At 70.4% G+C, this 11,229-nt stretch carries 14 protein-coding genes and 1 pseudogene; 7 read left to right on the top strand and 8 right to left on the bottom strand.

What is annotated here, in order from left to right; all coding sequences use genetic code 11:
- Window positions 1-111: 111 nt before the first annotated feature.
- Complete coding sequence (locus KBZ13_RS13350; RefSeq protein ID WP_255009917.1) at window positions 112-777, bottom strand: SDR family oxidoreductase; 666 nt, start codon at window positions 775-777, stop codon at window positions 112-114.
- Window positions 778-838: 61 nt separating this feature from the next.
- Between KBZ13_RS13350 and KBZ13_RS13345 the strand changes: the two genes are divergently transcribed.
- The 3 genes from KBZ13_RS13345 (at window position 839) to trxB (ending at window position 4,143) form a co-directional block, all read left to right on the top strand.
- On the top strand, window positions 839-2,308 hold the full coding sequence (locus tag KBZ13_RS13345; RefSeq protein ID WP_255009915.1) for a DEAD/DEAH box helicase: 1,470 nt from the start codon (window positions 839-841) through the stop codon (window positions 2,306-2,308).
- Window positions 2,309-2,402: 94 nt separating this feature from the next.
- Complete coding sequence (locus KBZ13_RS13340; protein WP_255009913.1) at window positions 2,403-2,654, top strand: hypothetical protein; 252 nt, start codon at window positions 2,403-2,405, stop codon at window positions 2,652-2,654.
- A gap of 112 nt (window positions 2,655-2,766) precedes the next feature.
- The gene (gene trxB, locus KBZ13_RS13335) at window positions 2,767-4,143 is read left to right on the top strand and encodes a thioredoxin-disulfide reductase (RefSeq protein ID WP_255009911.1); all 1,377 of its coding nucleotides are present in this window, start codon (window positions 2,767-2,769) and stop codon (window positions 4,141-4,143) included.
- A 32-nt stretch (window positions 4,144-4,175) separates the two neighbouring features.
- Here the strand turns inward: trxB and infA are convergent, their stop codons facing one another.
- Window positions 4,176-4,445 (bottom strand): translation initiation factor IF-1, encoded by a 270-nt coding sequence (infA, locus tag KBZ13_RS13330; RefSeq protein WP_254939401.1) that lies wholly within the window; start codon window positions 4,443-4,445, stop codon window positions 4,176-4,178.
- Between the two features lie 207 nt (window positions 4,446-4,652).
- Between infA and KBZ13_RS13325 the strand changes: the two genes are divergently transcribed.
- A complete protein-coding gene (locus KBZ13_RS13325; protein WP_255009909.1) occupies window positions 4,653-5,324 on the top strand; it encodes a pseudouridine synthase in 672 nt (223 codons plus the stop codon).
- Here KBZ13_RS13325 and KBZ13_RS13320 read toward each other — a convergent pair.
- The 4 genes from KBZ13_RS13320 to KBZ13_RS13305 form a co-directional block, all read right to left on the bottom strand.
- On the bottom strand, window positions 5,321-5,536 hold the full coding sequence (locus KBZ13_RS13320; protein WP_255009907.1) for a hypothetical protein: 216 nt from the start codon (window positions 5,534-5,536) through the stop codon (window positions 5,321-5,323). The genes KBZ13_RS13325 and KBZ13_RS13320 overlap by 4 nt on opposite strands.
- Before the next feature lie 64 nt (window positions 5,537-5,600).
- Window positions 5,601-6,563: an NAD(P)H-binding protein gene (locus KBZ13_RS13315; protein ID WP_255009905.1), complete on the bottom strand. Its 963-nt coding sequence runs from the start codon at window positions 6,561-6,563 to the stop codon at window positions 5,601-5,603.
- Between the two features lie 79 nt (window positions 6,564-6,642).
- On the bottom strand, window positions 6,643-6,741 hold the full coding sequence (petM, locus tag KBZ13_RS13310; protein ID WP_255009903.1) for a cytochrome b6-f complex subunit PetM: 99 nt from the start codon (window positions 6,739-6,741) through the stop codon (window positions 6,643-6,645).
- Between the two features lie 28 nt (window positions 6,742-6,769).
- Window positions 6,770-8,086 carry a N2,N2-dimethylguanosine tRNA methyltransferase gene (locus tag KBZ13_RS13305; RefSeq protein WP_255009901.1) on the bottom strand — a complete coding sequence of 439 codons (1,317 nt, stop codon included), beginning with the start codon at window positions 8,084-8,086 and terminating at the stop codon, window positions 6,770-6,772.
- Between KBZ13_RS13305 and KBZ13_RS13300 the strand changes: the two genes are divergently transcribed.
- Both KBZ13_RS13300 and ilvN read left to right on the top strand, forming a co-directional pair.
- Window positions 8,079-9,014, top strand: coding sequence for an alpha/beta fold hydrolase (locus KBZ13_RS13300; RefSeq protein WP_255009899.1), 936 nt, complete (start codon window positions 8,079-8,081; stop codon window positions 9,012-9,014). The two genes, KBZ13_RS13305 and KBZ13_RS13300, sit on opposite strands and share 8 nt — an antisense overlap.
- A 24-nt stretch (window positions 9,015-9,038) precedes the next feature.
- Complete coding sequence (gene ilvN / locus KBZ13_RS13295) at window positions 9,039-9,569, top strand: acetolactate synthase small subunit (RefSeq protein ID WP_255009898.1); 531 nt, start codon at window positions 9,039-9,041, stop codon at window positions 9,567-9,569.
- 30 nt (window positions 9,570-9,599) lie between these two features.
- Here the strand turns inward: ilvN and KBZ13_RS13290 are convergent, their stop codons facing one another.
- Complete coding sequence (locus KBZ13_RS13290; RefSeq protein WP_255009891.1) at window positions 9,600-10,304, bottom strand: peptidylprolyl isomerase; 705 nt, start codon at window positions 10,302-10,304, stop codon at window positions 9,600-9,602.
- 1 nt (window position 10,305) lies between these two features.
- Complete coding sequence (locus KBZ13_RS13285; RefSeq protein ID WP_255010086.1) at window positions 10,306-10,884, bottom strand: photosystem I assembly protein Ycf4; 579 nt, start codon at window positions 10,882-10,884, stop codon at window positions 10,306-10,308.
- Between the two features lie 223 nt (window positions 10,885-11,107).
- Between KBZ13_RS13285 and KBZ13_RS13280 the strand changes: the two are divergent.
- A pseudogene (locus KBZ13_RS13280) lies at window positions 11,108-11,229 on the top strand (photosystem II D2 protein (photosystem q(a) protein)); the annotation flags it as partial.

Below are 11,229 nucleotides of genomic sequence, written 5' to 3'. Positions count from 1 at the left end.
GCTGATGGGTCTTGCCTCAGTGATCGACAATCCCAGCGCCCCGTGCCACGACCCGGTCGGCTTTGTGCGCAGTCCGGCACACAATCCGGCCTCCATTGGGCCCGGGCGGCCTCAGGCGGCCTGGAGCCAGCGGCTCAGCTCCTGCCGCGGCACCGCCTCACCGCTGGTGATCTCGATGATCCGCCCGATCGCCGCCGGATCGTCCAGGGCATCAAGCGTCACCCGGGCCACCAGGCGCCGGGGGATGCTGTTGCTCTCCTGCTGGTCCGGACCGGAGAAGCGGATGCCCTGGGCCTCCAGGTTCTCCTCGTTCTCGTTGAGGCCACCGGGACGAATCACCGTCCAATCCAGGCCGCTGCCTGCCAACCAGCGCTCCCCCAGCCCCTTCCAGAGCAGGATCAGGCCAAACAGATTCAGCGGGTGCAGCCACCTGCCGCTGCAGAGCGAGCTCACCAGCACCAGCCGGCGCACCCCCGCCGCCTGGCAGGCCTCGGCCTGGGCCCGCACCAGCAGGGCATCCACCCGCAGCGGGCCCGTGAGGTCGATCGAAGGGCGGGCGCCGGTGGCGATCACCAGGGCGTCGACCCCCTCAAGGGCCGCGCGCAGGGCCGGGCCATCGCCCAGCTCCAGCCGCACCACCTCGGCCCCCTCGAGACCCTCGGGCAGCTCGGAGTCGGGGCGCACGATCGCCCGAACGCTCCAGCCGCGCCCCAGGGCCTCCTGCACCACCCGCCAGCCGGTCTTGCCGGAAGCCCCGCTCACCGCCAACAAACCCATCGCAACGCCTGGCTTACGGCACCCGTTCTAGGGAGGTTGGCGCTGCCGACACAATGGCGCCATGTCGGCCCCCTCCTTTGACTTGGGCGCGGCGCGGCCCGCCCCCGGGGCCCCGCCTTCCCTGCGGCCCCGCCAGTGGCAGAGCCAGCTGATCGGGCTCCTGCGCCGGCGCCTGGAGCGCCCCGAGCCCAGCGGCCACGATGTGCTGATCCACGCCGGCCCCGGCGCCGGCAAGACCCTGGGCGCCCTGCTGGGTTTCCAGCGCCTGCACCACGAGGGGCGCCTGAGCCATTTCCTGGTGTTCTGCCACCGCAGCTCGATCGCCTCCCAGTGGCGCGGCGCCGCCGAGCGCCTCGGCCTGCGGCTGCGGGACTGGGATCCCGACCAACCCCAGGATCTGGCACCCAGGGAGGAGCGCGAACCCTGGCAGGGGCTGCTGCTCACCTACCAGGGGGCGGGCCGCCACCGGCTGGCCCTGAAGCAGGCCCTCGCCGGGGCCGGGATCGGGCGGCTGCTGGCGATCGCCGATGAGGTGCACCACCTGGGGGTCGATCCCGAGGAACCGGACGCCGCCGCCTGGGGCCATGCCTTCACCAGCCTCAGCGAGCCTGCCGCCCTGCGCCTGGGGCTCACCGGCACACCGTTTCGCGCCGACAACCTGGCCTTCTGCGCCGCCCGCCGGGTGCCGGTGCTGGAGCAGGGCCAGACCGCCTGGCGCATCGAGCCCGACCTGAGCGTCGAGCCGCGGCAGCTGATCGTGGCCGGCGACGTGCGTCCGCTCGAATTCCGCTTCCAGGACGGCTGGGTGGACCACGGACGGGCGGGGGCGGCCAGCGGCGAACTGGAAGGCTCTCCGCTCTCGGTTGAAACCCGCGAGAGCTGGCGCGCCCGCAACCTGCGCCGGGCGATCCGCCTTGGAGACGCCAGCAGCATCGCCCTGCGGCTTCTGCTCAATGCCAGGCGCCGTCTGGAACGCGTGCGCCGGGAGCACCCCCAGGCCGGCGGACTGGTGATCGCCCGCGACATTGCCCACGCCCGCCGCATCACAGGACTGCTGGAGGAGGAAGGGGACCGGGTGCTGCTGGTGCACTCCCAGGACCCGGAGGCCCCCCAGCGACTGGCGGCCTTCCAGGCGGGGGAGGCTCATTGGCTGGTGAGCATCGACATGTGCGCCGAGGGCTTCGATGCCCCGCGGCTGCGGGTGGTGGCCTACCTGACCACCGTGGTGACCCGCAGCCGCTTCGTGCAGGCGATCACCCGGGCGGTGCGCATGGACGGCAGCCGCTCGTCGCTCGAGCCGATTCCGCGTCAGCCTTCGTTCGTTTATGCCCCGGCCGATCCGCTGCTGATCGGCTACGCCCGCAGCTGGTCACTGGTGGAGCCCTACCTGGTGCGCAGCCGTCCGCTGCCGGAGGAGCCCTGCGCCGGAGGCAGCTCGGCCCAGGGCCTGCCGCTGCAGGCCCTGGCGGACCGGGCAGGGGCGGAATTGCGGCTGGGGGGGCCCCACTTACCGGCGTTCCTGCAGTCCTGATTACATTCCAATAGCGAAAAAAATGCGACGTTCTGCGTAGCAACGCCTCAATCGCCCCATGGACGACCAGCGTGGTGCCAGCTCAGAGGGATCCATGAACGGCTCCGCCTACCGACGGCTCACCGTGGCGGTGAACTGGGCGATGGCCCGAATCGGCACCCTCGACGCCAGCGAGCGGTTCGAGGACAGCTACGCCATCACCCAAGAGTTCGCCGAATGGCTGCTGTGCCTGGAGGAGCAACCGGAGCACCTGGCCTCTACGGTGCAGATGGTGCCCCGCAACCCTGGAAAATTCGGCCCTTCCCCAACCGACCCGCGTCAGCAGGACGGCCTGCTGGAGATCTGATCGCTGCCATGGGTGGCTCGGGACCCCCGACATCGGGCCATGGGGGCGGCGAGCAGGACAGCGCTCCGAACGGATCCCCTAAGCTCAACTCATAGTCAGTTCACATAAGCCCATGGCCCCCGACGCGATCAGCAACGGGACCGAGAACCTCGTGATCGTCGGCTCCGGCCCCGCCGGCTACACCGCCGCCATCTATGCCGCCCGGGCCAACCTTTCCCCGATCGTGATCACCGGCTTCCAGGCCGGCGGCATCGCCGGTGGCCAGCTGATGACCACCACCCATGTGGAGAACTTCCCCGGCTTCCCCGACGGCATCCTTGGGCCCGATCTGATGGACCGGATCAAGGCCCAGGCCGTGCGCTGGGGCTCGCGCCTCATCGAGGCGGACGCCGACGCCATCGACCTCTCCGAGCGCCCCTTCCGCCTGCTGGTGGACGGCCAGGAGATCCGCACCCAGTCCCTGATTCTCGCCACAGGCGCCAGCGCCAACCGCCTGCACCTGCCCAGCGAAGCCCGCCTCTGGAGCGCCGGCATCAGCGCCTGCGCCATCTGTGACGGGGCCACCCCCCAGTTCCGCGACGCTGAACTGGCGGTTGTGGGGGGCGGTGATTCCGCCTGCGAGGAGGCCGTCTACCTCACCAAATACGGCAGCCACGTGCATCTGATCGTGCGCTCCGATCGGCTGCGGGCCAGCGCCGCCATGGCCGATCGGGTGCTGGCCAACCCGGCGATCACCGTGCACTGGCACAGCGAACCGGTGGATGCCCTCGGGGAGCAATGGCTCACCGGTCTCAGCCTGCGGGACCGCCTGAGCGGCGAAACCCGCGTCCTGGCCGTGCGCGGCCTCTTCTACGCCATCGGCCACACCCCCAACACCGCCCTGGTTCAAGACCAGCTGGAGCTGGACGAGCGGGGCTATGTGGTGGTCCAGCCCGGACAACCCACCACCAGTGTCGAAGGCGTCTATGCCGCCGGAGACGTGGCCGATGCCGAGTGGCGCCAGGGCGTCACCGCCGCCGGCAGCGGCTGCCAGGCGGCCCTGGCGGCCGAGCGCTGGCTCAGCCACCACGAGCTGGCCGTCACCGTGAGTCGGGCGGCGGTGGACCCCGCCCCCGCCGATCAGCCGGCACCCACCGCCACCAGCGACACCGAGAACTTCGATCCAGCCGCCCGCTGGCAGAAAGGCAGCTTCGCCCTGCGCAAGCTCTACCACGACAGCGCCAGGCCGCTTCTGGTGGTCTACACCTCCCCGAGCTGTGGCCCCTGCCACGTGCTCAAGCCCCAGCTCAAGCGGGTGCTCGAAGAGCTGGGCGATGCCGCCCAGGGGGTGGAGATCGACATCGAAGCAGAACCGGCCATCGCCCAGCAGGCCGGGGTCAGCGGCACCCCCACGGTGCAGCTGTTTGCCGGCAAGGAACTCAAGCAGCAGTGGAAAGGGGTCAAGCAGCGCAGCGAATTCCGCAGCGCCATCGAGGCCTGCCTGGCCTGAGCGCTCGGAAGTTCAGCTCGGCCTGAGCTTGCTCAGCGGCGCCTGGGTCCACCGGGGCGGTTACCGCCCGGACGGGGCCCACCGGCGCCGACATTGCGCTCCCGGTAGGTGATGCGGCCGCGGGTGAGGTCGTAGGGGCTGATCTCCACCAGCACCTTGTCGCCGGCCAGCAGCTTGATGCGGAACTTGGTGAGCTTGCCGGCAGCGCGGCACAGGCACTGGTGACCTGCCGGCTGCTCCAACGTGACCAGGTAGAACCCGTTCCCCTGTTCCTTCTCGATCACGCCGGAAGTCTCGATCATGCGGTGGTGCGACGGAAAGTTCGTGAGTGGTTTCAGCTTAGTTGTCGCCCCTGCGGGCCTAGGGTCCGGCCACCCGCACCTCCACGCCCGTGATCGTTCCGCCCCTGAGCATGGATCTGGGCCTGCTGCTGATTTCGATCGGGGCTGTGAACCTCTGGAAGGCACGGGGCGGCACGGTCAAGCGGGGCTGAACCCTGCTTTGGTTCCATGTCCCGCGTCTGCCGGCCTGCCTTCTCGGCCCAGCGGGCCAGCACCCTGCTGTTCCACAAGCCCTACGGGGTGCTCAGCCAGTTCACCCCCGAGCCCGGCAGCGCCTGGGGTGCCCTGGCGGAGCACATCCCAGTGGCCGGGGTCTATGCCGCCGGCCGCCTCGATGCCGACAGTGAGGGGCTGCTGCTGCTCACCTCCGGGGGGCGGCTACAGCAGCGGCTCACCGACCCCCGCTGGGGCCACTGGCGCCGCTACTGGGTACAGGTGGAGGGCACACCCGATCACGATGCGCTGGAGCAGCTGCGGCAGGGGCTGCTGGTGCAGGGCCGCCGGACCCTGCCGGCCCGGGCCGAGCGGCTGGAGGAGCCCCAGTGGCCAGCACGCACCCCAGCGATTCGCCATCGCCTGCAGGTGCCCACGAGCTGGCTGCAGATCGAGCTGCGGGAGGGGCGCAATCGCCAGGTGAGGCGCATGACCGCCGCCGTGGGCCTGCCCACCCTGCGGTTGATCCGGGTGGGCCTCGATCTGATGGATGGCGGCCCCGTGCTGGATCTCACCGGCCTCGGCCCCGGCCAGTGGCGGAACGTGACGGCGGAAGAGGCCGAGCGGCTGGATCGCCTGTGCGGCGGAGCGCCTTTCCCGGGCGCCGTAAAGAAGCGGCAGCCCTAGACCAGCACCTGCTGCAGCTCGCGGGCGGTCTGCAGCTGGCCGTAGTAGTAATTCGCCCGGGCCCGGCGGTCCGGATCCTCCAGGCTGTCGAGGGCATCGAAGCCCAGGCTCACCCAGAGCTCATGGCCGCAGGCGCGGTTGATCTCATCGATCGCCTCCTGCTCCAGGTTGAGCAAACGGCGCTGCAGATTCTTCACCTGGGAGATCGACATCGGCGGGGCGGACAACCGCGGCCATCGTACAGATGTACTGGCGGCCATGGGCGGCCCGCGCCGCTCAGAAGGGAAGCTTCTTCTTGGCGGACTTGTCCAGGTCGGCGTCCATTTCCTTCAGCCGTTTGAGGATGCGATCGAAGTATTCCTTGAGGTAGTCCTCCAGCCGGGTGGTTTCAGCCGCATCGAGGCCGAAGGCGGCATAGCTCTCCTCCATCGGCGCATCGAGGGGCTCCCCGCCGCCGGTGACCTCCGCAAACGCCAGCCGCTCGGCCACGTTCACCCCCGGCTCGAAGAACGACGCCAGGGCCTGCATCAGCTGGATCAGGACCGGCCGCACCCGGAACACCCGCGCCGAGCGACCACTGAGCTGCTCGCAGAGCTGCACGATCTCACCGGTGTTCCAGGCCTTCGGCCCCACCACCGGGAACGCGCGACGCACGGTTTCGCTGCGCCCCAGGGCGGCCACGGCGAAGCGGGCCACGTCCTGGGTGTTCATGTAGGCGATCGGTGTGGGCGTGCCGCTCACCCAGACGGTCTGGCTTTCGAGCACCGGGATCGCGAACTGGCCGATCACCCCCTGCATGAAGGCGGCGCCGCGCAGGATCGTGTAGTCGAAATCGGACTGCTCCAGGAGCTGCTCGGTGCAGGCCTTGATCTCCATCAGCGGCACGGCCGGGTGCTGCGCGGCCCCCAGCAGCGAAAGGAACACAAAGCGCTTGACGCCGGCCCGGTCGCAGGCGCGCAGCAGGTTGAGCTTGCCCTCCCAGTCGATCGTCTGGTTCGAGGCGGTGTCGGTGGGGCGGGCCGTGGCGGCGTCGATCACCGCCTCCTGGCCCTCGAGGGCGTAGTCGAGGCTGGCGGGTTCGAGCAGGTCGCCGCGGGTCAGTTCGCAGCCCCACTCCTGCAGGAAGTGAGCCTTGCGGGGCGCGCGCACAACGCAGCGCACCTGGTGGCCCTGATCAATGGCATGGCGGGCGATCTGGCGGCCGAGGGTGCCCGTTCCACCGACTACCAGAACCTTCATGAAGGCGATCCGCCGCACGGGGGCCGAGCCTAGGGCTCAAGGGTCCGGGGCGCGTTCGAAGCCCCGGGCACCCCGGCGCTCAGTCCTTCTGGAGCTTGAGCAGCAGGGCGCCGCCCGCCAGCCCAACGGGAATCAGCACGAAGAAGACCGCCACGATGCCGAAGATTTCAGAGGCCATGGCCAAGGAACCGGTGAGGATTACCTATCTAGCGTCCCGACGGCTCGCCAGGCGCCCCTGAATCGCCCGTAAGGGGCTTTGTCACGGGCTTGCGAGCCAGCTCCAACGAGCGAGCCAGCTCCAACGAGCGAGCCAGCTCCAACAGCCGTGGCCAGGGGGCGTCGCTGCGGATCTGGGCCGCCATCACGGCGCTGGCCCGGGCCTCCCAGCCGTCGCCCCGGAGGGCCGCCACCAGCTCCGCCAGCCGCGGGGGGCCGCTGCCCAGCCGCCGGGCGATCAGCGCCAGGGGCCAGCAGCGGGCCGGCAGGCCAGGGTCGGCGCTCAGGGCGCGCAGCAACCGGGCGCCCTCGCTCCCCAGGCTGGCCTCCCCTCCAGCGGCGATCACCGCCTGTTCGCCCGCCTCCATCGCCCCCAGGGTGGGGAGATCCTGCAGGGGGCCGATCCAGAGCGGTCCACTGATGGCCCAGCGGGTCTGCTCCAAAGGGGTCTGGGTCGCCTGCGCGCTCCCGCAGTCGCAGGCCCCCCAGCCCCGCAGGCTCAGCAGGCTCTGCACCTGTTGATCGCCGCAGCCATGGCAGTGGGCCACCAGGCCCAGGTTCGCCTCCTCTCCCGGCGCTGGCCGTCGCCTGAGCTGCACGGCGGTGCGAAAGGTGCGGCCCTCACTGAACGAGAACAACGGCCGCACCCCCCGGCCCATGGCCCAGGCGGTGCGGGCGATCACCCCCAGCTGCAGGCGCAGGGCCAGCTCCCAGCTGGCGGGATGGGCCCGGGCCGCCGCCCCGAGCGAACGGATCGCCGCCGGCCGGTCGTGGCCGGTGGGGGAGCGGCCATCGGTGCTGGCCACATACAGCGCCCCATCGAAGGCCACCGCCTCCAGGGCCAGGGGCAACAGGACCGTGGGGCAGCCGAACCCATCGAGATCCACCAGCTCGAAGCGGCGCCGCTCCAGCAGGCAACCCGCCAGCAGCTGCTGGGCGGTGAGGGCCGAGCAGCGGACCGGCTCCCGATCGGCCGTGGCGCCGGCTCCTTCACCGGCGCCTTCACCGCTGCCCAACGGGGCCAGGTTGGCCTCCAGCAGCGGCAGGCGATCGCCGTCGGCGTCGTTGGCCCAGACCACCTCTGCCCCGGCTTCGATCCCGTAGCGCAGGGCGCGAATGCCGCAGCCCGCCATCAGATCGAGCACCCGGAGGCGCCCCCGCTCGGCCCGCAGTTGCCGGGCCAGGAGCACGCCCAGATCCCGCGACGGACGCGACTCGGGCCGGAAGAAGCCGCCTCCGGTACGCACCCGCACGGCGGCTTCGCAATAGTGAGAGCTTCCGATCGCGATGGCCGACCAAGTGACCACGAGCCTGGCTCAGCCTGTCGCCACCGCGGGAAGTGGCTGGGGCCGCCACGGCACCTGGCGCTGGCGCGACCAGGCCTGCCACTGGCGGGTGCTGGGGGAAGAGAGTCACCCTGCGGTGCTGTTGATCCACGGCTTCGGGGCCGCCAGCGGCCACTGGCGCCACACGGCGGCCCCCCTGGTGGCGGCCGGCTGGTGCGTCTATGCCATTGATCTGATCGGCTTCGGCGCCTCCGATCAGCCCGGCCTGCGCCTCGACAACCGCCTCTGGGCGCGCCAATGCGCGGCCTTCCTCGCCCAGGTGGTGGGCCGGCCGGCGGTGCTGGTGGGCAATTCCCTCGGCGGCCTTGTGGCGGTCACCACCGCCGTGCTCGCTCCGGTCTGGGTGCGGGCGGTGGCGGTGGCCCCGCTGCCGGATCCCACCCTGCTGATGCCGATTCCCAGGCGGCGGCCCCCCTGGCGGCGCCGGCTGCGGAGTTCCCTGGCGGTCCTGCTCTGCACCGCCCTGCCTCTGGAGCTGCTGCTGCCCCTGATCGCCCGCACCCCGCTGCTGGATCTGGCCCTCTCGGCCGCCTACCCCAACCGCGGCGCCATCGACGGCGAGCTGCGCCGCCTGATTGCCCGGCCGGCCCTGCGGCCCACCGCCGCCTGGGCCCTGCGGGGCATGAGCATCGCCATGGCCCTGCGCCCCCGGGGGGCCACCGCCGCCGCGCTGCTGGAGCGCATGGCCCAGCCGCTGCTGGTGCTCTGGGGCCGCAAGGATCAGCTGGTGCCCGTGGCCATGGCCGATCGGCTGGTGCGCCACAAACCCGATCTGGAGTTGCAGCTGCTCGATGGACTCGGGCACTGCCCCCACGACGAAGCTCCGCAGCACTTCAACCCAAGGCTGCTGGGCTGGCTGGAGAACCTGAGCTCGCCGGTCAGCACGTAGTTTGGGGCTCGATCCGCTCTGGGCATGAAGCACACCCTTTCGGTGCTGGTGGAGGACGAGTCCGGAGCCCTCAGCCGCATCTCCGGCCTGTTCGCCCGCCGCGGCTTCAACATCGAGAGCCTGGCCGTGGGCCCCGCGGAGCAGTCCGGCAAATCCCGGCTGACCATGGTGGTCGAGGGGGACGACCGCACCCTCGAGCAGATGACCAAGCAGCTCAACAAGCTTGTCAATGTGCTGAGCGTGCTGGATCTCTCCCGCATCCCAGTCGTGGAAAGGGAACTGATGCTGCTCAAGGTCTCCGCCCCGCCGGAGAACCGGGCCGCGATCCTCGATCTGGTGCAGGTCTTTCGCGCCAACGTGGTCGATGTGGCCGAAAACGCCCTCACCCTCGAAGTGGTGGGGGACCCCGGCAAGCTGGTGGCCCTCGAGCAGGTGCTCGAAAGCTTCGGCATCCTCGAGATCGCCCGCACTGGCAAGGTGGCCCTGGAGCGGGCCTCCGGCGTGAACACGGCCTATCTCAAGGTGATCGCCTCAGACAAGCGCGTGCCCACCTGAACCGGCGATCCACAGAGAGCCTCAGGGGTCTCAGGGCTTGCCCTTGACCAGAGTGCCCCCCTCCAGCAGCCGTGCCCTGGTGATCTTGTCCCCCTGCTGGATGCGGTCCACCACATCCATCCCCTTGATCACCCGGCCGAAGACGGCGTAGCGGCCATCCAACTCCGGCAGACCCCGCAGGGCGATGTAGAACTGCGCGCTGGCGGAGTTGGGGTCCTGGGAGCGGGCCATGGCCAGGGCACCGCGCTCGTGCACGAGCTTCAGTTTGCTGCTCTCACCCGGACCGGCCGCCTCCTGGCCGTAGCGGGGCTCCCCTTCCCCCTCGAGGGAGAGCTCCAGGGGGATCAGCCGAGGCTGCCCCTGGGCCGGATCGATGAAGCTGCCCAGGCCGTACTGGCTGGGATTCACCTTGGGATCGGCGCTCTGGGGATCACCCCCCTGGACCACGAAGGGCACGGGCTCGCGCACCACCCGGTGGAACACGGTGTTGTTGTAGGCCCCACGGCCCACCAAATCGACGAAGTTGCCAGCCGTGAGCGGGGCGGCCTTGCCATCGAGCTGCACCTGCACCTCCCCTTTGCTGGTCTCGAGGGCCACCACGGCGGTGCCGCTCAGGCAGGGCACCGCCCCGGTGGCGCAGCCCAGTTCACTGTGACGTTGCTCAGCCCCGCAGGCCGAGAGGGTCAGGGGAGAAAACGCCAGCACCAGGGCCAGCAGAACACGCAGGGGGCCCATCTCAAACCCCCTCCAGAGGCACCTTGAGGAAGCGGGCCAATTCGGCGCCGCCCTGCTCCAGGTCGCTGAGGCCGATGGGCTCACCCACCCGGGTCAGGGGCAGGTCGCGGCGCCCTTGAACGCGCAGGGACAGGCGCCGGCGTGGGCTGAGACCCTCGCGCACCTCCACCTTCACGGCCTGGATCTCACGCAGGGGGATGTCCAGTTGAATCCACTGGCGGAAGCCCCGACGGGTGATCGTGCACTGGCCGGCGGCCCGATCAAAGCGGTTGACGCCGGAGCCCACATCGAGAGCAATCACAACCCAGAGATAGGTGGCGAGCAGCACGGCCGCCAGGCTGTAGGCCCCCATCACCAGGCCCTGGGGAACCCAGAGCAGCTCGGCGGGGTGCCCCACCGGCAGCAGATCCACACCCAGGTAGCTGGAGAGGCTGGTGAGCAGGAAGCCGACTCCACCGGTGCTGACCAGGACCGCCACCAGCACGTTGGAGAGCCGGCGGGAGCCGAGCACCGACTGCTCCAGCAGTTGCGGAGCCGAGGCCGGAGCCCCGGGGGAGGCGGAGGGGGAAACCGAAGGCATGACGTGGGGCGTGCGGCGGCTGGAGATGGCCATCTTCGCGCCGCGGGGGGCACGCCGTCCGCTGTGGGGCCGATGGACATCAGAAGAAATACCTAAAACACCCTGCGCGACGGGCGGTGTCAGCCCATTGCAACCTGCCTCGCGATCGCCAATGGGGTTGTTACCATCCCCCCTGTAACCCAAAGCTCGCGGGTGTTTTCTCCCGCACGGCTCCTTCGCACCCATGACGATCGCTCTAGGGGGCGCGCCTTCAGCCCGGGGATGGTTCGACGTCCTCGATGACTGGCTCAAGCGCGACCGCTTCGTTTTTGTGGGCTGGTCGGGTCTGCTGCTGTTCCCCACGGC

Source organism: Cyanobium sp. ATX 6F1, assembly GCF_024346315.1.
Lineage (GTDB): Bacteria > Cyanobacteriota > Cyanobacteriia > PCC-6307 > Cyanobiaceae > ATX-6F1.
Note: the sequence above shows the minus strand (reverse complement) of the source record. Positions and strands in the feature narration are given on the sequence as shown.